Raw genomic sequence first — 18108 nt, 5'->3', positions numbered from 1 at the left:
GTACGGACCTCGCGCGCGATCTTCGGCGGAAGAGGCTTCCTCATGCCCCTGACCCGGCGAACGTTCACGCTCCTGCCCGTCCTCGCCGCCACCGCCACGGCGGCCGCCCAGATCCCCACCATGGCGCGGGCGGCCGCCGACGCCGCGTACGTCTTCGCGTATTTCACCGAGACCCCGAACCGGTCCGGCGCCAACTACGGCCTGCACCTGGCCGTCGGCCGCGACGGCCTGAACTGGTCGCCGCCGAACCAGAACGCGCCGGTGGTCACCCCGACCGCCGGCACTCTCGGGCTGCGCGACCCGTTCGTCCTGCGTGAACAGGACGGCACCTTCGTCGTCCTGGCCACCGACCTGAAGGGCGCGGACTTCAGCCAGAACAACCAGTACCCGGTCCAGCACCGGCGCGCCGAACAGCTACACCACCTACACCGGCGGACTGCGGCAGGGCACCGCGATGGAGGCGCCGACGCCACGTTCCACCAGGTGCCGGGCCTGGCGGACGCCTCCTGATCGTCGTTCCGGTCGCACAACCTCCCGGACCGGTATCTCCGGAACGCCGGCCACCTGCTGCGCATCGACCCGCTCAGCGTCTCCTCCAGCCTGTCCGGCCGGCACGACGTGACCTTCCGCATCTCGTGAGTTGCACAGCCTGGCTGCGTATCTCTAGACGGTGGTGGACTCCCCGGCGGGCAGGATCTCCAGGGGCAGGCCGGTCAGGCCCTTCTCGCCGAGGATCATCCGGGCCGAATTCTGCCCCAACTCGCTGAGCATCAGCTCGTGCACCTGGATCATCCGGTCCGGCCGCACCGCGCGGACGAAGTCGGCCGCCTCGCCGAACCTCGTCCACGGGCCGCTGGTCGGCAGCAGCAGCGTCTCCACCCGGGCGCCGGGCACGTGATACGAGTCGCCCGGGTGGAAGACCCTGCCCTCGATCAGATAGCCCACGTTGTCGACCAGCGGGATGTCGTCATGGATGCGGGCGTGCTGCTCACCGTGCACCTCGACCCGCAGGCCGGCCGCCTCGAGGTGGTCACCGGACCGCACGGCCACCACCCGCTCGCCCAGCCTCTCCCGCACCGCCGCCGGGCCGTAAACCTGCAGCTCCGGTCGCTGTTCGAGGGCGGCGGCGAGCGCCGCGTCGTCGAGGTGGTCGACATGCTCATGGGTCACCAGGACGGCGGTCGCCCCGGCGATCAGCTCGGCGGCGTTCGGCGTGAACGTGCCCGGATCGATCAGCAGAACCCCGTCGCCGCCGGTCACGGTGACACAGGCGTGGGCGTACTTCGTCAAGCGCATGCTCCAACCGTACAGCCAAGCTGTATTGTTTCTCCATGGTCTCCATCACCGACGAAGAACTCGCCGAACGGCTGCGGCAGTCGATCGGCCGCTATGTGCGGGTCACCCGGGCACGCGCCGACACGCTGCCCCCGTCGCGATCGGAGGTGCTGGGCGCCCTGCTGCGCGGCGGCTCACAGACGATCGCGCAGCTCGCTGCCGGGCGCGGCGTCAAGCACCAGAGCATGAGCCGCACCGTCGGTGAGCTGGAAGAACTCGGTTTCGTCGGCCGGTGGCCGAGCCCGGACGACGGCCGCGCCGTCCTGATCACCCTGACCGATGCGGGCGCCGCCGCGCTCGACGTCGACCGCCGGGCCCGCCGCCGCCTCATGGCCGGCACCATCGCCACCCAGCTCAGCCCCGCCGAGCGGGACATGCTCAGCATCCTGCCGGCCCTGCTGGACCGCCTGTCGGACGCCGCGGGGCAGTGACCTCGGGCGCGGCCCTTGCCTCTGACGTCAACGTCAGGTTCTAGCGTCCACGGCATGCAGATCAACGAAGCGACAGCACTCGTCACCGGCGCCCACCGCGGCCTCGGCCGCCACTTCGCCGTCCAACTGCTCGAAGGCCCCCTCGCGATGGTCCGCGCCTTCGCGCCCGGGCTGGCCGGCGGCGCGATGCTGAACGTGCTGTCGCGATGAGCTGGTTCAACTACGAAGGCCGCCGCCGGGAACCCGACCAACGGGGCGCGCCTCGAACTCGCCGCCCGGAACACACGGGTCATCGCCCTGCATCCGGGCCCCGCCGGCACCGGCATGAGCGCTGTTCACCACGGCCCCAAGGTGGACCCGGCCGCCGTGGTGCGGCAGGCCCTCGACGGCCTCGAGCACAACCTCCTCGAAGTCGTCGTCGACGAGTAAACCGCGAACATCAAGGCGTCACTGGCAGCCGGCCCGCGCCACTTCTGCACCGGCGTCTAGTCGTCGATGTCGTCGAAGGTGAGGGTCAGCGTGCTGCGGTAGGCACCCCCGGGACCGAACGTTCGTTCTACCGGCTCGTCGCCGTAGGGCCAGAACCGGACGGCCCGGTACGGCCAGCCGTCCTGGCCCGGTTCCTCCCACTCCAGGGCCACCACGTCCCCGCTGCTGAACGACACGTAGCCGGTCATGGCCGCGCTGCCGAAGATCGCCCAGCAGCCCCCGGGCGTCTCCGGCGAGTCGATCACGCCCCAGCCCTCGTCCTCGTGCCATAGCCGGACCACACCCCGCACCGCCATGCGCAAAAGCTAACAGCACGATCGTCCCGAACCGGGACTACATCAACGCCGGCACCGTCAGGATGTACTCGGCGGTCACCTTCAACGTGCCCGACGAGCCATGGACATGGACGGTGTGTTCGCCGCCGGCCGGCGCCGGGATCGTCGCCCACAGCCCGCAGCCCACGCGCTCGTTCACACCGGCGTCGCCGGTCACCGGGTTTCCCGCCCCGGCGGTGAACGTGATGGCCTCGTGCTCGATGCGTTCCAGCGGCACCGGCGTGCCGTCGAACTCGATCGTGCCGGCGGCGTCGGCCATGAAATCCCGGCAGTCCCACTCGTCGCCGGTCAGGTTGACGGCGGGCACGACGAGAGGCACGCCGGGCGCCACCGTGCACCGGCGCTGCACCCGGCCACCGAACGTGCCGGCCAGAAGCCACATGCCGGCGGGCTGGTTCCGGGCACAGTGCACACCGGTCCTGTCAGCGACCGGGTTCGTGGCCTCGGGCTCGGCGGCGGCCCACCCCCACCAGGCCGCCTGGATCGAAGCCGGCGCCGGGGGAGTCGTTGTGGACGGTGCGGGCGCGGCGCTCTGTCCATCACAGCCGGTGAGAAGAACGGCACACGACATCGCAGCGGCAGCCCGTTTCCACATGATCGCTCACCTTAGCGGAACCGGCTTCGCCGTCACGCATCCTCGTCGTCGTCCGGCCAGGACGGCTCGTCCGAGATCCTCCACAACTGCAACCGGTACGCCTGGAAGCGGCCGGGGAAGGGCTCGGTGTCCTCCGGCAAGAATCCGCCGGAGACGCCACGGTGGCCCCAGGCGAAGGATCCGCGTCCGAGAGTTCGCCCGGCCGCCATGAAGTTCTCGCCCTCGTCGCAGGTGACCGGCATGCCGCCGATGATAAAGCGCGTCATCCTTCAAAAATCGCCGCCCGGAAATTGTTATGCGAAGGGCTCGCCGGAAATCGAAAAACATTGACATCTCTCGCTTGATGGGCTGGAAACATTCTGGCAATCTGTGGTGGCCTGGGAGCGCTTCCAGGGCGGCGCTCCCGCCGCCCGGCCCGGCGTGACGCCGTCACCGTCACCACCGCTGAACCGCGAGAGGAAGCACAGAGATGAACGAACGCCGTACCGGTGGCCGTACCAGATCTCTGCTCGGCGTCGCCTGTGCCGTGCTGATCGCCGTGTCCTCGGTGGCTGTGGCCACCGTCGCCCGGGCCGACCTCGCCGGCCCGCCTGGAACCACCCTGAAGGCCGCGGCCGAGCGCAGCGGGCGGTACTTCGGCGCCGCCATGGGCGCGGACCGCCTCAACGACCAGGGCTTCCTCACCATCGCGAACCGCGAGTTCGACATGATGACGGCCGTCAACGAGATGAAGCCCGACGCGACCGAGCCGAATCGCGGCCAGTTCGACTTCCGGGCCGGTGACGCCATCTACAACTGGGCCACCCAGCGCGGCATGCGGGTACGTGGCCACACCCTGGCCTGGCACGCCCAGCAACCGCGATTCTGGGGAAGCCTCAGCGGCAGCGCCCTGCGCACCGCGATGATCGACCACATCAACGGTGTCATGGCCCACTACCGGGGCAAGCTCTACGCCTGGGACGTGGTCAACGAGGCCTTCGCCGAGAACGGCAGCCGCCGGAGCTCCAACCTGCAGTCCACCGGCAACGACTGGATCGAGGTGGCGTTCCGGACCGCCCGGGCCGCGGATCCGTCGGCGCAGCTCTGTTACAACGACTACAACATCGAGAACTGGACGTACGCCAAGACGCAGGGCGTCTACAACATGATCCGGGACTTCAAGGCCCGTGGCGTCCCGGTCGACTGCGTCGGTCTGCAGACCCACTTCACCGGCGGCAGTTCGCTGCCGGGCAACTTCCAGACCACCCTGTCCAGCTTCGCCGCCCTGGGCGTGGACGTGGCCCTGACCGAGGCCGACGTCACCAACGCCTCCGCCACGCAGTACGCGGGACTGACCCAGGCCTGCATGAACGTCCCCCGCTGCGTCGGCATCACGACGTGGGGCATCCGCGACAGCGACTCCTGGCGGGGCAACGAGAACCCGCTGCTGTTCGACCGCAACAGCAACCCCAAGGCCGCGTACACGTCGGTCCTCAATGCCCTCAACGCCGCCTCGACCACGGTGCCCGGGACGAGTTCCCCGTCCCCGAGCACTCCCGGCGACACGCCGCCGAGCAGCGGGCCGCCGGGCGCCTGCACCGCGACGTACCACCTGGCCAACAGCTGGAGCGGCGGTTTCCAGGGCGAGGTCACCGTGGCCAACAACGGTGCGGCCACCCTCGACGGCTGGACGGTGCGGCTGACGCTGGCCGGCGGGCAGACCATCGCCAACGTCTGGAACGGCGTCAACACCGGCACCAGCGGCACGGTCAGCGTCCGCAACGCCGCGTACAACGGCTCCCTCGGCGCGAACGCCTCGACCAGTTTCGGCTTCCTGGCCAACGGCGGCAGCACGGCGCCGGCCGCAGTCTCGTGCACCAGCCCCTGACCCGCGCCCGTCCGGAGAGGGACGGCACCCGGACGAGGACACCCCCGGGATAATCTTGGCGGGTGTCGCTCGTCCGGTCGGCTGGTCTGCAGAGGTTCGGCGAGACGGTGCGGGAGCTGGGCGGGGACCCGGTGCGGTACGCGCGCCAGGCCGGCCTGCCGGTGGCCGCCCTCGACACCGACGATCTGCTGATCGAGGACACCGCGATCGCTGCCGTTCTCGAGGTGGCGGCCGCCGATCTGCGGTGTCCCGACCTCGGGCTGCGCGTCGCGGAGGCGCAGGACCTGAGCATGCTGGGCCCGCTCGCCGTCGCCATCCAGCATTCGCCGTCGGTCGGTGACGCGCTCGAATGCACGTCGCGATACATGTTCGTGCACGCGCGCGGGCTGCACGTCGCGCTGATCGACGACCCGGAGGGCGTGCCGGGCGTCAAAGGCGTGCGGTACGGGTTCGGCGACGGCGTACGCCCGCTGCCGCAAGCCACCGACATGACCGTGCTGTTCGTGCACCGGGCGGTGACGTTCCTGGTCGGCGGCAACTACGGGCTGCGGTCGGTGGATCTGCCGCACCGGCCGGTGGCCGCCCGCCGGCGGTACGAGCAGGCGTTCGGGGCGGCGGTCCGGTTCAGCCGTCCGGAGGCGCTGCTGCGGGTGCCGGCCAGCCTGCTCGCCCGCCCTCTCGAAGGAGTGGACGCGACCCTGCGGAGCCTGGCGCTGGCGTTCCTGTCCCGGCAGGCGCCGGAGCCGGGCAGCCCGGTGACCGCGCGGGTGCGTACCGTCCTGGCCCAGGCCTTGGGCACCGGCTCGATCGAGCTGGCCGACGTCGCCCGCGTCCTGACCGTGCACCCGCGCACGTTGCAGCGCGGGCTCGCCAGGGAGGGCCAGTCGTACTCGGAGATCCTCGACGGCCTGCGCCAGTCCCGGGCCCGCGCCTACCTGACCACCACCGACATGCCGCTCGCCCAGGTCAGCCGGCTGCTGGGGTTCGCCGAGCAGGCGGTGCTGAGCCGCTGCGCGCATCGCTGGTGGGGGATGAGCCCGTCCGCGGTACGCCGTGCCGCTAGCGCCCCGCCCGGCGGATGATGCGGCGGCAGCGGGCCTCCAGCGTCAGGCTGGCCAGCCAGAAGTGCCGGAACGCCGGGTTGCGGGTCTGCCGGTGGTAGTACCGGTAGTAGATCTGCTGGACGATCCCGGCCAGCCGGAACAGGCCGAACACCTCGTAGAACGCCCACTCCCGGTCACTGAGCCCGATGCCCCGGCGGGTGCAGTAGTAGTCGACGACCTCCCGGCGGGTCAGCATGCCGGGGGTGTGCGTGGGCTGCCGGCGGAAGGCCCGGAACAGCAGGCCGTCGTCGGCCTGCACCCAGTACGCCAGGGCGCCGCCGAGGTCCATCAGCGGGTCGCCGACGGTGGCCATCTCCCAGTCCAGCAACGCCACCGGGCGCTCCGGCTGGTCCGCGTCGAAGACCACGTTGTCGAACCGGAAGTCGTTGTGGATCAGGCAGCTGCCCCGGTCGGCGGGCTGGTTGTCGCGCAGCCACGCCATCACCGACGCGAACGATCCGACGTTGCGGGTCCGCGCCGCCCGGTACCGGGTGCTCCAGCCGTCGACCTGCCGGGCCACGTACCCCTCGCCCTTGCCCAGGTCGGCGAGCCCGGCCGCGGCCGGGTCGACGGTGTGCAGGTCGACGAGCAGGTCCAGGACCCGGGTGCACAGCTGCCGGACCCGCTCGGGCGGCAGGTCCACGCCGAGTTCCTTGCGCGGGATGTGCCCGGCGACCCGCTGCATGACGTAGAACGGCGAGCCGATCACGGCGGCGTCGTCGCAGTACGCGACCATCCGCGGCACGTACCGGAAGACCGGCGCGAGCGCGGCCTGGATCCGGTACTCGCGGCCCATGTCGTGGGCGCCCGCCGCCTTCCTCCCGGCGGGCGGGCGGCGCAGGATCAGATCCCGGTCGGGGTAACGCAGCAGGTAGGTCAGGTTCGAGGCGCCGCCGGCGAACTGCCGCACCTCGGGCGCCACCTCGGAGCCCAGCCAGGCGCTGACCGCGGCGATGTCGAACGCGTCCTCGGTCCGGACCGGCCGGGCGCCGGGAACGCTCACACCATCCTCCGCACGACCGACAGCGGCAGCACGCGCAGCGCGACACCGATCGGCACCCAGGGCCAGGCCGGGACGTACGCCTTGACCTTGCGTTTCTCGATCGCGGCGACCATGGCCCGTACCCCGGCGGGTGTGTCCACCATGAACCGGGTCTTCTGCGCGACGTGCGCGTTCATCTCCGACCGGATGTAGCCGGGGTAGATGACCGAGACGTCCACGCCGGGGATCCGCTCCGACCGCACGCCTTCCGCGATGGCGGCCACCCCGGCCTTGGTGGCGGCGTACGTGGTCATCGCCTTCCGCATGCCGCGCAGCGCCGACATCGACGAGATCAGGACCAGATGACCCCGCTTCTGGGTACGGAAGATCTCCAGCGCCGCCTCGGCCTGGGCGAGCGCGCCCACGAAGTTGACCATGGCGGTGTCCCGGTTGGCGTCGAACCGGCCGGTGCCCAGCGGCGCGCCCTTGCCGAGGCCGGCGTTGACGACGACCCGGTCGATGCGGCCGAACTCGGCGGCGAACTCACCGAACACCCGGAACACCGCCGCGTCGTCGCTGACGTCCAGTTTGCGGACGCTGACCCGTACCCCGCGCAGTTCCGCCTTCAATGCTTCGAGCCGGTCGGTGCGGCGGGCGCAGAGCGCGAGGTCGTAGCCGAGCGCCGCGAACTGGCGGGCCATCTCCTCGCCGAGCCCCGAGCTGGCGCCGGTGATCAGCACGACTCCCTCAGGCACGGGGCACCTCCGCCTGCTCGCCGCGGCGGATCCGGGCGCCGACGGCGAGCATCCGCCTGTCGTACAGGACCCGGGCGAGCCGTTTGGTCCAGAACGCGACGCGGGCGGCCCGGTCCGGCATGATCAGAAACTTCCTGGCCTCCACGTCCCGTACCACCCGGGCCGCGATCTCGGCGGCGCCCAGCGACGCCCCGTTGATCAGCTTGACCGCGGCCCGCTCCATCATCGGGTCGTCGCCGGACATCGAGGCCGCCAGATTGGTGCGGAAGAACGTCGGGCAGACCACCGAGACGTGTACGCCCCACGGGCCCAGTTCGTGCCGCAGCGTCTCGGACAGCGCCACGACCGCCGCCTTGCTCGCGTTGTACGAGCTCATCGCCGGGGCGTGCACCAGCCCGGCGGCCGACGCCACGTTCACCAGGTGACCGGCGCCCTGCTCCTTGAACAGCGGCGCGAAGGTGCGGCAGCCGGTCACCGCCCCGAGCACGTTCACGGTCAGCACCCGCTGCCAGTGCTCGGCGCCGAGCCGGTCGATCCGGCCACCCGCGGCGATGCCGGCGTTGTTGACCAGGATGTCCAGGCCGCCGAACTCCGCCCGTACCCGGTCCCGGGCCTGATCCCAGTCGGTCTCGGACGTGATGTCCAACCGCTGGAAGACGGCGCCGACCGGCAGGGCCGCCGGCTCCGTCACATCGGTGACCAGCACCTGGTCGCCGCGCTCCGCGAAGCGGGCGGCGAGGGCGGCGCCCAGCCCGGACGCGCCGCCGGTGATCAGCACCCGGCTCATCGCGTCGCTCCGTGACCGGCGAGTTCGGCCCGGGCCACGACGCCGCGGTGCACCTCGTCCGGGCCGTCGGCCAGCCGGATCGCGCGGGCCGCGGTCCACGCGGCGGCGAGGGGGAAGTCGCTGGACAGCCCGGCGCCGCCGTGGATCTGCATGGCGAAGTCGATGACCTGCTGGGCCACGTTCGGCGCGGCCACCTTGATCTGGCTCACCTCGGACAGCGCGGCCGCCGGCCCTTGCGTGTCGAGCTTCCACGCCGCGTGCATGATCAGCAGACGCAGCGAGTTGATCGCGATCCGGGCGTCGGCGATCCGCTCACGGTTCCCGCCGAGGTTCGCCAGGGGCTTGCCGAACGCGGTACGGGACAGGCCGCGCTCGCAGGCCAGGTGCAGAGCCCGTTCCGCCAGCCCGACCAGCCGCATCGCGTGATGCACCCGGCCCGGCCCGAGCCGGCCCTGCGCGATCTCGAAGGCGCGTCCCGGTCCGGCGATCACGTTCGCCACCGGCACCCGGACGTCGGTGAACGACACCTCGCCGTGACCGAACGGCTCGTCGAAGAAGCCCATGGTGTCCAGCATCCGCTCCACCGCGACCCCGGGCGTGCCGATCGGGACCAGCACCATCGAGTGCCGGGCGTACCGGTGCGCGTCCGGGTCGGTCAGCCCCATCACGATCAGCACCGAACAGTCCGGGTGCCCGACACCGGTGGTCCACCACTTGCGGCCGTTCAGCACCACCTCGTCACCGTCGACGATCGCGGTGAGCCGCATGTTCGTCGCGTCGGAGGAGGCCACGCCAGGTTCGGTCATGGCGAAGCCGCTGCGGATCCTGCCGTCCAGCAGCGGGTCCAGCCAGCGTTCCCGCTGCTCCGCGGAGCCGTACTTCAGCAGCACCTCGGCGTTGCCGGTGTCCGGGGCGTTGCAGTTGAACACGTACGGCGCCAGGAACGACCAGCCCATCGCCTCGGCGACCGGCGCGTAGTCGACGTTCGACAGCCCGGCGTCACCGCGGGTCCCGTAGCGCCGCGCGTACGGCCCCTCGTGCCCGGCCGGCAGGAACAGGTTCCACAGGCCCTGGGCGCGGGCGCTGCGCTGCAACTCGCGCACCTGCTCCGGCACCTGCCAGCGGTCACCGCCGTCGCCGCCGGACCGCCGCAGGCGCTGCTCCACCGGCTCGATCTCGTCGCGGACGAACGCCCGGACCGCCTCGGTCAGCTCGGCCGCCCGCGCAGAAAGGCTGAAATCCATGCGCTCACGGTAGAGGCCGAGCCTTCGTCAGACTTGATCCTGCACGACAACCATTTGACTTGGTACGACACCGCGCTGCTCCGCCTTCACCAGGACTCAGTTCGGGTCGGGGGTGCAGACGGTGCGGAAGGACTTCTGGTTCTCGCGCTGCACGGTTGCGGCGTCCATCCAGCCCTGCGAGCCGAACAGGTAGCTCTCCGACGGGTGCTCGGCCGACTCGCGCAGCACCTGGGCCACGTCGACCCGTGCCCCGTTCGCGGTCGGGCCGTCGACGGCGAAGTTCAGCCAGGAGGCCTTTGCCCAGTCGTACGCCGCAGGCAGTGCCTTCTCGATCTGCAGCGGCCCGCCGGTGACCGGAACGGAACCGCCGGCCGTGGCCAGCAGGTCCATGCGCTCCACCTGGACGCCCGGCTGCGGCGCGGTCCACACCTGCTCGGCACTGTCCGCCGAGCCCACGTCGAAGATCAATCGCACCCGGTGGACGCCCTCGCACGGGGTTCCCGTCCACAGTCTCAGCACGCCGCCGTCCACCCGGAACCCCGCCGCCACCGGCAGTGACGGCGCGAACGGCGCCTCGGTGTCGCATGCCGTGGCCGTCACCGCCACGAGCAGGGCAGCGCACGCGGCGCGCAGCCGCCTAGTGATATCCGCCATCGGACAGTCCCGCGTCTTCCTCGGTCTCGTTGCCGCCGGTCGCCTGCTCCCACAGATAGGAGGAGATGTAGCCGGCGTGGCCCTCGCGCGCCCACTGCTGGGAGTGGCGCTCCTCATGGTGCAGCAGGCGGTCCATGTCGAGGCTTCCCTCGTACGGGCCGTTGTCGCCGGAGTACCAGGCATGGCCCGACGTCACCATCGCCCGCAGCTGCTGTGCCGCGTCGTCCGGGTCGTCGATGTTGACCATGAACGTGTCGCCCCAGGCGGTCCCGCCCTTCTGGCTGAACACGTCCTGGATGCCGTTGCCGCCCAGGCCCATCATCATGCCGTTGGGCGTGGTCACCAGCCGGCCGCCGTTGCCGTGGACGAACCCGACGTCCTCGTCGTAACTCCAGGAGTTGTCCTTCTGCCGGTCGATGATCCGCTGCAGTTCGCCGGCCCCGTACGGCGTCGGGGTGAAATCCCCTCCCGGGCCGTAGTCGGTGCCCGCGTTCAGGATGTAGGTCATCCGCACCGCCGCCGCCGCGTCGTCCCCGCTGACGTCGTCGGGCAGCAGGAAGTACGACTTGAAGATCCCGTCGCCGTCCTGGTCCTCGCGGATCTCCTCCATCCCGTCGAGAACCGTGAAGTCCTCCGGCGTGATCTGATGGTCGGCGGCGATCTTGAGGATCGTGTCGGGCGGCACACCGCGGCGTACGGCGTTCTCCAGCCACTGCCGGTACAGGCCGGACGGGGGAGGCCCGGTCAGCAGCCCCGCGTCCCGTAGCGACTGCTCCATCTCGACCACCTGGGCGTCGATCTCCCCACCCTTGCGGGCGCCGGCCAGCGTGGTCGCGTCGTGATCGCTGATCTGTCCCGCCTGAGCGAGTTGCAGCACCCGCGACAACGTGGTGTCGACGCGGGCGGCGGTCGTGAGGATCGCCGCGGTCTCCTGCTCCAACTGCAGCCGGATGCCCTGCCGGTGCCGGGCCGCCTCGATGCGCTCCTCGGCCTCGAACCGTGACGCCGGCGGCGGATCGGCGGGCTTGTCGTCCACGATCGCCCCACCGCCGGTGATGTGGAACTGGTAGGTGCTCGCGAGGGAGTCGTTGCCGGCGACCCGCTGTTTCAGCGCCAGCACGTCGTCGGCGGCGGTGTGCAGCGCCCGCTCGACCGCGGACAGCTCGGCGACCAGGACCTCCGCCTTGTTCCGGGTGCCGGCCAGTGACGTGCGGGCGCTCTCACCGGCCGGGCCGTGCCACTCCGGCAGCCGCCCGGCGTCGTCGAGCTCGTCCTGCAGCCCGATCAGCCTGTCCTGCCGGGCCCGCAGGTCGGTGGCCAGCGAATCCAGCGGCCCGGCGTCCCACCGGCGCACGTCGTCGTAGCCGGCGGTCATCCGCCGAACGCCTTCCGCGCGGACTCGTCACTCGCGGCGTAGTCCTTCGCCGCCGCCAGGACCGCGTCGCTCCAGCGGTCGATCTCGGCGGCCCACTTCTCGGCACGTTCGTTGAACGCCGAGGCCAGCGTGGGCGCGCTCGTGGCCGCGACCCCGCCCGGCAGCGCCGCCGCGATGTTCTCCACACCGGAGCCCGGGTGCACCGTCCGCGCCTGGTCCGCGGCGGAGGCCGCCGCCTTGGCAGCGGTGCGCAACTGACCGATCTGCAGCTCGAACCCGCTCACGTCCGCGCCCACCACCCTTCACACGGCCCTTCGGCACCGTACTAGAGATCCGCAAAGGTCGTTGTACCGGCTGTCTCGGCGTCACCGCAGGTCGGGGATGTGCGCGAGGTCTCCGGGGGAGGCGCACAAGATCGGCATCGTGCTGGTACTCGTGTGCCTCGATCGGGGAACGAGTCTTCTGCTCTGCTGCTCGCGCCCTCATCCGCTTATCGCTCGACGGGGGTACTCGCGAGTTTCCATGAAGAGCTGCACGAGTGGAGATCTTGAGCAGGGATCACCGGAGAGATGGCCACCGCCCGTGATCTTGGGCGGTGCGCGCCGGGCTTCTCGGCTCAAGATCGGCAAGGCTCGCGATCGTGGATTCGGAACATCGGCTTTCCGGATCAGGGCGCACAAAGTTGGAGCCGATTCTGATCTTGTGCGCCGCGATCCGGTGCTAAATTCACAAGATCGCTAGCCAGCTAGTCAGCCAGTCGGCCAGCTAGCCAACCAGCCGGTCGGCTGGCGGGCGGAGCGGTTCGCGCCGCACAAGATCTGGCTGGTCGGGGGCGTTGCGCAGGGTCGTGGCTGGTCGGGGCGGCGCGCAAGATCGCGGCCAGCCGCAGGCGTTGCACAGGATCGCGGACGGCGGCCGGTTCCGGTGCTCGACGGGTCAGGATCGTTGATCGTGCATTGGCCTCACGAGAACGCGCGGGACCGGATCCGCCGTGTGTGGGTTCAGGAGATCTGGACGTCGTCGTAGTAGACGGTTCCGGTGTTGTCGCCGGACTTGAGGTGCAGCTGGACGCCCGCCGCGGTGGCCGGGGCGGTCGCGTCCACCGCGAGCCGGGTCCAGCCGGTGTCACCGGTGGGCAGCCGGTTCGAGAGGTTCTGGCCGATCCACGTGCCGTTGATGTCGAACCAGCTCAGCGCGATCTCCGTGGTCCCGGTCGCGGCCACACCCCGGGCGTACGCCTCGGCGTGCCACGGCTGACCCGGCTGCACCGGCGTGACCGGCGAGGTGAACAGCGACGGCAGGTTGCCGCCGTTCCGGGTGGTGCCGCTGAACCGCGCGGACTTCGACCCCGTACGCGGGGAATCGGTGGTGATCGTGGCCGTCCCGGCCGTGGGCTGGAAGTTGCGCCACGGCGAGTCGATCGCGGCGGCCTCGAACCCCAGGTTCAGGATGGCGTTCGAGGTGGCCCCGGTGGTCCAGGCGGCCCCGACGACGGAGGCGCTGATCTTCGCGGTGGTGTCGGTCCGGTACAGCCCGTACCGGTACTGGGCCGGCATCGTGGAGACCGCCGAGTTCGGCGGGATCGCGCCGGGGGAGAAGTCGTTGAGGATCCACGGCGCCACCGAGCCGACGTTCGCCTCGCTCGCGGCCCGGAAGACCCGGGCGAGGTACGCGCCCTGTTCGCCTTCGGTGCCGGTGTGGGTGCTGACCCCGGTCTCGCCGATCACCACCGGGTCGGGGGCCACCGCGTTCTGGGCGCGCCGGATCTCGGCCAGGGACCGTTCCGACGCGCCGTAGAAGTGGTAGTCGTAGTAGTCCAGCGGCGTCGTGGCCAGCTGCGACCTGATGCTCGCCATGCCGGTGGCGCCGCTCGCCCCGTCGACGGACAGGGTGAGCGGCATGGCCGGGGCGGTGCCGCGGATCGCCGGGATCACCTGCCGGACCCAGGTGACCGCGGCCGCGTCACCGGGCTGGAACTCGTTCTTGACCTCGACGGCGATCACCCGGGGATCGTCGGCGTACGGCGCCAGCAGGGTCTGGGCCCACGTGATGCTGTTGGCCACATCGGTGTATCCGGACCACCAGTCGAAGAGGGTCAGCTTGACGGTCAGCCCGCGCGCCTCGGCGATGCCGGCGAACTGACTGAGCTTCTGGGCGTACGCCGCAGTCGGCACCGGATATCCGAAGGTCTGCGGGAAGACGATGACCCGGACGTTCGTCGCGCCCAGGCCGGCGGCGCGGAGCAGGTCGGCGTCGATGCGTACCGGGTCGAAGCTGGTCCACATCGCTGACCAGCCGGCGTTCGACGGGTAGTAGTTGATGGTCTTCGCGGTCCGGACCGCGGACATCCGGCTCGCCTTGGTCGGGACCAGGGAGGCGGCGTGTGCGGGGAAGACCGGCAGGATCGTGACCAGTGTCAGCGAGACGGCGAGCACGATGGCACTGACGCGGGAACGGCGCATGGGGGAGGGCCTTCCGCAGGGATGACGACGCTCATCTATCGATGACGGTAGGAGCGGTGTGCGTACGCCGCAATGCCTGCCCTATGCCATGCTGCCCATATGGATCCGTCGGTCGAAGTCGCGCTGTCCGGGATGCTGGCGGCCGCGGAGGACGCCACACCGGTGAACGCGGTCGAGGCCGTCACCCGGGAGCTCGGCGCGGCCCTGCACGCGAGCAGCATCTCGTTCCTGATCGCCGACCTCAGCGGCCGGGCGCTGGTCCGGCTCGCACACGTCCCGTTCGAGCCCGCGGCGAACGGCCGCCGGGACGGCGACGAGGTCGCGACCGTGCTCCCCTTCGACGGCGGCCCGCAGGAGGAGGCGCTCCGCACCCAGGCCGTGCAGGTGGTGAGCGGCGACACCGCATGGACGATCCTGGCGCCGGTCACCGAACGCGGCGAGGTGATCGGCCTGCTGGAGATCACGATGGCGGCGGAGCCGACCTCACAGGCGCTCGCCGAGATCGTACGGACGGCCCACGCGCTGGCGTTCGTGGTGATCGCCAACCGCCGCCACACCGACCTGTTCGAGTGGGGGCAGCGCACCACCCCGTTCAGCCTGTCCGCCGAGATCCAGCGCCGGCTGCTGCCGTCCGCGTTCACCTGCGAGGGCGGCTCGTTCACCCTGTCCGGCTGGCTGGAACCGTCGGCGAGCATCGGCGGTGACACCTTCGACTACAGCCTGGCCCGCGACACCCTGCACTTCAGCGTCACCGACGCGATGGGCCACGGCGTCACCAGCGCCCTGATCGCCACCCTCGGCGTGGGGAGCCTGCGCAACTCCCGCCGGGCCGGGCACAGCCTCACCGAGCAGGCCGACCGGGCCGGCGCCGCGATCATCGAGCACGCCCCGGCGCGCGGGGCCTTTCTGACCGCCGTCCTGGGCCGCCTCGATCTGAGCACCGGGGCCTGCGAGATGGTCAACGCCGGGCACGTGCCGCCGATCCTGGTCCGGGACGGCAGCCCGCGCGAGCTGGCGTTGCCCCGCAACCTCGGCCTCGGCATGTTCCCCGACCGCGCGGCCGACGGCGGCGTGGTCACGCTGCATCCCGGTGACCGCCTCGTCATCGTCACCGACGGCATGCACGAACGCCGGGCCGCCGCCCTCGACATCAAGGCCCGCCTCCGGGCGCTGCAGGACCTGCATCCCCGCGAAGCGGCGCGGGCCCTGGCCGACGGGGTCCTCGGCGTGGCCGGGCCCACCCTCGAGGACGACGCCACCCTGCTGATCATCGACTGGCACGGCCACCACGGCCGGGCCCGCCGCAGCAACGCGGGCGCCGACGTGTCCGCCGCCAGCTCCGCCGACTGCCGCTGAGGCGTCACCCCATGCCGGCCTCAGCTGCCTGCACCGTGTCGTACACGTCGAGCTCCTGGTCGACCGCCGACACCCGTAACACGTATCCGACGAGATCCTGCACCGCGGCGACGGCCAACCGCCCGCCCCTGCCCCGCAGCTCCTTGAGCCACACGACCAGCACGCCGAGGCCGCTGGAATCCAGGAACGAGACGCCGGTGAAGTCCAGCACCACGTGAACGGCGCCGTCATCGACCACCCGTTGCAGGACATCGTCCAGCTCCGGGGCGGTCTCCATGTCCACCTGACCGCCGACCTCCAGCACGGTCCAGTTCCGGCCCGCGCGCGCCGACAACCGTAACTCCACCCCTACCTCCGCCACACCCGATGTGACGGCCGCCCGCCGCGGCCCCGCTCCTTCTTTAACCGATCACAGCGTCCCGGAACCCCGAGCCGGTATAGGCGGTTCTCTGCGGGGTATCCGCATCATCATGTCTGTTCGGCCGGCGGTGATCTCCCAATCCCAGCGGCGAGACCACGGCACATCGAAGATCCGTACGCCTGGCCTCCCGGCCCTGTCACCTGTCATGGTCATCCCATGATCACGGACCGGCAGGCGCATGACGGGTTCCGGCACAGCGCGCTGATCGTCGACACGGATCGCGACATCACCGGCACGCTCGCCGCCGAACTGCGGCACGCGGCGGCCACCTGTGACGAGGTGCTCCTGGTGGTCAGCGACCGCACCCGGGCCCTCCTCGGCGACGGTGACCTGCCCGCGGCGCTGCGGTGGGCCGACACCACGGCGTTCTACCAGCGGCTCGGGTTCGCCTACGAGGGTTTCCGCCGCTATCTGGCCGACCAGGCGAAGGCCGGGCGCCGGGTCCATGTCGTCGCCGAACCGGCGCTCACCGACGGCATCGACGACGAATTGCGGAACACCCGGGCCTTCGGCTATCTGGAGTACGAGGCCGTCTGCAACGAGACGTACGCCCCGTACGGGTCCGCGGTGACCTGCGTCTGGGATGCCCGCGCCCATCCGCGCGCCGTCATCGACGCGGCGCGGGCCACCCACTCGTACACCTGCACACCGGCCGGCCCGCAGCCCAGCCCGGGGTACCAGCCGGCGGAGCGGTACCTCGGCCACCGGCGCCACGAACCCCTGCCACCGCCGCCCCCGGCGGTGGACCACGACCTGACACTCGCCGACAGTGGCCGGCTCCGCGAGCTGCGGGCCACGCTGACCGGCTGGGCCACGGCGCACGACTTCGCCGAGGAGCCCGCCGACGACCTGGTCGTCGCCGCCGTCGAGGTGGCCAGCAACGGGCTGCGGCACGCCGCGACCCCGGTCCGGGTCCGTGCCTGGCGTCACGGCGGCACCCTGATCGTCCAGTGCGACGACGCGGCCGGTACGCCGGTCCCGGCCGCCGCCGGGTTCCGCCGTCCGGACGCCACCGGCGCGCAGCCCGGCGGCCGCGGCCTGTGGCTGGCCCGGCAACTCGCCGACATCGTGCTCGTCGACTCGGTCCCCGGCCGCACCACGGTCCGGATGCACTTCCCGTACGCGGTCATGCACCCGGGGGTCGTCAGCCGTTGAAATCGGTCATCAGCCAGATCCGGTCGAAGGCGCGCTCGGCCAGATCCGCGTGCCTGATCATGAAGTTGACGACGAGCAGCGTCTCCCCGAACGCGTCACCCACCCGCCCCTCGTCCAGCCAGACGGTCGCCAGCACGACGTGGTCGTTCGCGTCGAGGATGGGGTTGTCCGCCCCGCCGGTGCTGGCGGCGCCGTACCCACCGAGCGAGAACTCGTAGTCGTTGTCGGCGAGGTACCACATCACCTCGCCGATCGCCTCCTCGACCTCGTCGTCCAATCGGAGGTCGAACGGCGCCTCGTGCTCCCTCTCCGGCAGGCTCCAGCCGGCCCGGGCATGCAGCGGAAGCGGATCGAAGACCGGCACGCCGGGGTCCCGGTGCTCGGTGACCGGGACGCCGGCCGGCACATGAACGACCCGGCAGGCGGTCGGCGTGAAGTCCGGCTCGACGAAGAACAGCAGCGACCCTCCGGCCGGCAGGTCCAGGTCGTGCCCGTGCGAGGGGATCGCGGCGAGGTCGAGCGTCAGCACGAGACACAGCCCGGGCGGCCACGGCTCGCCCTCCGGCAACGCCGCGAGCCCACCGAACCGGCCCGCCACCGGCAGGCCGTCACCCTTCGGAACCAGCTCCGTCTGTGGCCGGGCCAGCCGAACCCAGCGCTCGATCTCGCCGACCGGCACACCCTGTTCCCGGGCCGCGCTGCGAAACTCCTGTCGTACATCCATGGCCGCGCATTGTGCCGGAAGGGTCCGACAAGGATCGT

At 71.2% G+C, this 18108-nt stretch carries 21 protein-coding genes and 1 pseudogene; 8 read left to right on the top strand and 14 right to left on the bottom strand.

Features of this window, described 5'->3' with window-relative positions; all coding sequences use genetic code 11:
- Positions 1-42 precede the first annotated feature (42 nt).
- The gene (locus ACZ3II_RS29755; RefSeq protein ID WP_465521411.1) at positions 43-510 is read left to right on the top strand and encodes a hypothetical protein; all 468 of its coding nucleotides are present in this window, start codon (positions 43-45) and stop codon (positions 508-510) included.
- A gap of 15 nt (positions 511-525) precedes the next feature.
- Positions 526-639 (top strand): annotated as a pseudogene (locus tag ACZ3II_RS29750) (hypothetical protein); the annotation flags it as partial.
- Positions 640-663: 24 nt separating this feature from the next.
- Here ACZ3II_RS29750 and ACZ3II_RS29745 read toward each other — a convergent pair.
- On the bottom strand, positions 664-1296 hold the full coding sequence (locus ACZ3II_RS29745; RefSeq protein WP_465521409.1) for an MBL fold metallo-hydrolase: 633 nt from the start codon (positions 1294-1296) through the stop codon (positions 664-666).
- A 35-nt stretch (positions 1297-1331) separates the two neighbouring features.
- On the opposite strand from ACZ3II_RS29745, the gene ACZ3II_RS29740 reads away from it, so the two are divergent.
- Positions 1332-1766 (top strand): MarR family winged helix-turn-helix transcriptional regulator, encoded by a 435-nt coding sequence (locus ACZ3II_RS29740; protein WP_465521407.1) that lies wholly within the window; start codon positions 1332-1334, stop codon positions 1764-1766.
- Positions 1767-1820: 54 nt separating this feature from the next.
- Entirely contained in the window at positions 1821-1976 is a 156-nt protein-coding gene (locus ACZ3II_RS29735; protein ID WP_465521405.1) for a hypothetical protein, read from the top strand.
- A 275-nt stretch (positions 1977-2251) separates the two neighbouring features.
- Here ACZ3II_RS29735 and ACZ3II_RS29730 read toward each other — a convergent pair whose 3' ends face one another.
- From ACZ3II_RS29730 to ACZ3II_RS29720, 3 genes are read right to left on the bottom strand one after another with little or no spacing between them, the layout of a single operon-like run.
- Positions 2252-2551 carry a cold shock domain-containing protein gene (locus ACZ3II_RS29730; protein WP_465521403.1) on the bottom strand — a complete coding sequence of 100 codons (300 nt, stop codon included), beginning with the start codon at positions 2549-2551 and terminating at the stop codon, positions 2252-2254.
- A gap of 37 nt (positions 2552-2588) precedes the next feature.
- Complete coding sequence (locus ACZ3II_RS29725) at positions 2589-3185, bottom strand: hypothetical protein (RefSeq protein ID WP_465521401.1); 597 nt, start codon at positions 3183-3185, stop codon at positions 2589-2591.
- A 32-nt stretch (positions 3186-3217) separates the two neighbouring features.
- Positions 3218-3451 (bottom strand): hypothetical protein, encoded by a 234-nt coding sequence (locus ACZ3II_RS29720; protein ID WP_465521399.1) that lies wholly within the window; start codon positions 3449-3451, stop codon positions 3218-3220.
- A gap of 203 nt (positions 3452-3654) precedes the next feature.
- On the opposite strand from ACZ3II_RS29720, the gene ACZ3II_RS29715 reads away from it, so the two are divergent.
- Together ACZ3II_RS29715 and ACZ3II_RS29710 are read left to right on the top strand one after the other, a co-directional pair.
- Positions 3655-5052 carry an endo-1,4-beta-xylanase gene (locus tag ACZ3II_RS29715; RefSeq protein WP_465521397.1) on the top strand — a complete coding sequence of 466 codons (1398 nt, stop codon included), beginning with the start codon at positions 3655-3657 and terminating at the stop codon, positions 5050-5052.
- Between the two features lie 62 nt (positions 5053-5114).
- A complete protein-coding gene (locus ACZ3II_RS29710) occupies positions 5115-6134 on the top strand; it encodes an AraC family transcriptional regulator (RefSeq protein ID WP_465521395.1) in 1020 nt (339 codons plus the stop codon).
- On the opposite strand, the gene ACZ3II_RS29705 is transcribed toward ACZ3II_RS29710, so the two are convergent.
- From ACZ3II_RS29705 to ACZ3II_RS29670, 8 genes are all read right to left on the bottom strand, one after another.
- A complete protein-coding gene (locus ACZ3II_RS29705) occupies positions 6112-7158 on the bottom strand; it encodes a phosphotransferase family protein (RefSeq protein WP_465521393.1) in 1047 nt (348 codons plus the stop codon). The two genes, ACZ3II_RS29710 and ACZ3II_RS29705, sit on opposite strands and share 23 nt — an antisense overlap.
- Positions 7155-7892 (bottom strand): SDR family oxidoreductase, encoded by a 738-nt coding sequence (locus ACZ3II_RS29700; protein WP_465521391.1) that lies wholly within the window; start codon positions 7890-7892, stop codon positions 7155-7157. Before ACZ3II_RS29700 ends, ACZ3II_RS29705 begins: the two co-directional genes overlap by 4 nt.
- On the bottom strand, positions 7885-8679 hold the full coding sequence (locus tag ACZ3II_RS29695) for an SDR family NAD(P)-dependent oxidoreductase (RefSeq protein ID WP_465521389.1): 795 nt from the start codon (positions 8677-8679) through the stop codon (positions 7885-7887). Before ACZ3II_RS29695 ends, ACZ3II_RS29700 begins: the two co-directional genes overlap by 8 nt.
- Positions 8676-9923 (bottom strand): acyl-CoA dehydrogenase family protein, encoded by a 1248-nt coding sequence (locus tag ACZ3II_RS29690; protein ID WP_465521387.1) that lies wholly within the window; start codon positions 9921-9923, stop codon positions 8676-8678. Before ACZ3II_RS29690 ends, ACZ3II_RS29695 begins: the two co-directional genes overlap by 4 nt.
- Positions 9924-10019: 96 nt before the next feature.
- A complete protein-coding gene (locus ACZ3II_RS29685; protein WP_465521385.1) occupies positions 10020-10577 on the bottom strand; it encodes a hypothetical protein in 558 nt (185 codons plus the stop codon).
- Positions 10561-11952: a WXG100 family type VII secretion target gene (locus tag ACZ3II_RS29680; RefSeq protein WP_465521383.1), complete on the bottom strand. Its 1392-nt coding sequence runs from the start codon at positions 11950-11952 to the stop codon at positions 10561-10563. Before ACZ3II_RS29680 ends, ACZ3II_RS29685 begins: the two co-directional genes overlap by 17 nt.
- Positions 11949-12236, bottom strand: coding sequence for a hypothetical protein (locus ACZ3II_RS29675; RefSeq protein WP_465521381.1), 288 nt, complete (start codon positions 12234-12236; stop codon positions 11949-11951). The genes ACZ3II_RS29680 and ACZ3II_RS29675 overlap by 4 nt, the downstream gene beginning before the upstream one ends.
- Positions 12237-12953: 717 nt before the next feature.
- A complete protein-coding gene (locus ACZ3II_RS29670) occupies positions 12954-14414 on the bottom strand; it encodes a cellulase family glycosylhydrolase (RefSeq protein WP_465521379.1) in 1461 nt (486 codons plus the stop codon).
- Positions 14415-14513: 99 nt separating this feature from the next.
- Here ACZ3II_RS29670 and ACZ3II_RS29665 point away from each other — a divergent pair, with 99 nt between their 5' ends.
- A complete protein-coding gene (locus ACZ3II_RS29665) occupies positions 14514-15770 on the top strand; it encodes a PP2C family protein-serine/threonine phosphatase (protein WP_465521377.1) in 1257 nt (418 codons plus the stop codon).
- 4 nt (positions 15771-15774) lie between these two features.
- Here the strand turns inward: ACZ3II_RS29665 and ACZ3II_RS29660 are convergent, their stop codons facing one another.
- Positions 15775-16116 carry an STAS domain-containing protein gene (locus ACZ3II_RS29660; protein WP_465521375.1) on the bottom strand — a complete coding sequence of 114 codons (342 nt, stop codon included), beginning with the start codon at positions 16114-16116 and terminating at the stop codon, positions 15775-15777.
- A 231-nt stretch (positions 16117-16347) separates the two neighbouring features.
- Between ACZ3II_RS29660 and ACZ3II_RS29655 the strand changes: the two genes are divergently transcribed.
- Entirely contained in the window at positions 16348-17346 is a 999-nt protein-coding gene (locus ACZ3II_RS29655; RefSeq protein WP_465521373.1) for an ATP-binding protein, read from the top strand.
- On the opposite strand, the gene ACZ3II_RS29650 is transcribed toward ACZ3II_RS29655, so the two are convergent.
- Positions 17336-18070 carry a DUF1963 domain-containing protein gene (locus ACZ3II_RS29650; RefSeq protein ID WP_465521371.1) on the bottom strand — a complete coding sequence of 245 codons (735 nt, stop codon included), beginning with the start codon at positions 18068-18070 and terminating at the stop codon, positions 17336-17338. The two genes, ACZ3II_RS29655 and ACZ3II_RS29650, sit on opposite strands and share 11 nt — an antisense overlap.
- Positions 18071-18108: the final 38 nt, after the last annotated feature.

It is taken from the genome of Actinoplanes sp. NPDC019969, from assembly GCF_055562375.1.
This window is presented reverse-complemented; position numbering and strand designations above follow the sequence as displayed.

Coding starts and splice junctions, on each gene's coding strand:
- ACZ3II_RS29755 (WP_465521411.1), top strand. CDS start 43: ATGCCCCTGACCCGGCGAACGTTCACGCTCCTGCCCGTCCTCGCCGCC.
- ACZ3II_RS29745 (WP_465521409.1), bottom strand. CDS start 1,296: ATGCGCTTGACGAAGTACGCCCACGCCTGTGTCACCGTGACCGGCGGC.
- ACZ3II_RS29740 (WP_465521407.1), top strand. CDS start 1,332: ATGGTCTCCATCACCGACGAAGAACTCGCCGAACGGCTGCGGCAGTCG.
- ACZ3II_RS29735 (WP_465521405.1), top strand. CDS start 1,821: ATGCAGATCAACGAAGCGACAGCACTCGTCACCGGCGCCCACCGCGGC.
- ACZ3II_RS29730 (WP_465521403.1), bottom strand. CDS start 2,551: ATGGCGGTGCGGGGTGTGGTCCGGCTATGGCACGAGGACGAGGGCTGG.
- ACZ3II_RS29725 (WP_465521401.1), bottom strand. CDS start 3,185: ATGTGGAAACGGGCTGCCGCTGCGATGTCGTGTGCCGTTCTTCTCACC.
- ACZ3II_RS29720 (WP_465521399.1), bottom strand. CDS start 3,451: ATGACGCGCTTTATCATCGGCGGCATGCCGGTCACCTGCGACGAGGGC.
- ACZ3II_RS29715 (WP_465521397.1), top strand. CDS start 3,655: ATGAACGAACGCCGTACCGGTGGCCGTACCAGATCTCTGCTCGGCGTC.
- ACZ3II_RS29695 (WP_465521389.1), bottom strand. CDS start 8,679: ATGAGCCGGGTGCTGATCACCGGCGGCGCGTCCGGGCTGGGCGCCGCC.
- ACZ3II_RS29690 (WP_465521387.1), bottom strand. CDS start 9,923: ATGGATTTCAGCCTTTCTGCGCGGGCGGCCGAGCTGACCGAGGCGGTC.
- ACZ3II_RS29685 (WP_465521385.1), bottom strand. CDS start 10,577: ATGGCGGATATCACTAGGCGGCTGCGCGCCGCGTGCGCTGCCCTGCTC.
- ACZ3II_RS29680 (WP_465521383.1), bottom strand. CDS start 11,952: ATGACCGCCGGCTACGACGACGTGCGCCGGTGGGACGCCGGGCCGCTG.
- ACZ3II_RS29670 (WP_465521379.1), bottom strand. CDS start 14,414: ATGCGCCGTTCCCGCGTCAGTGCCATCGTGCTCGCCGTCTCGCTGACA.
- ACZ3II_RS29665 (WP_465521377.1), top strand. CDS start 14,514: ATGGATCCGTCGGTCGAAGTCGCGCTGTCCGGGATGCTGGCGGCCGCG.
- ACZ3II_RS29655 (WP_465521373.1), top strand. CDS start 16,348: ATGATCACGGACCGGCAGGCGCATGACGGGTTCCGGCACAGCGCGCTG.
- ACZ3II_RS29650 (WP_465521371.1), bottom strand. CDS start 18,070: ATGGATGTACGACAGGAGTTTCGCAGCGCGGCCCGGGAACAGGGTGTG.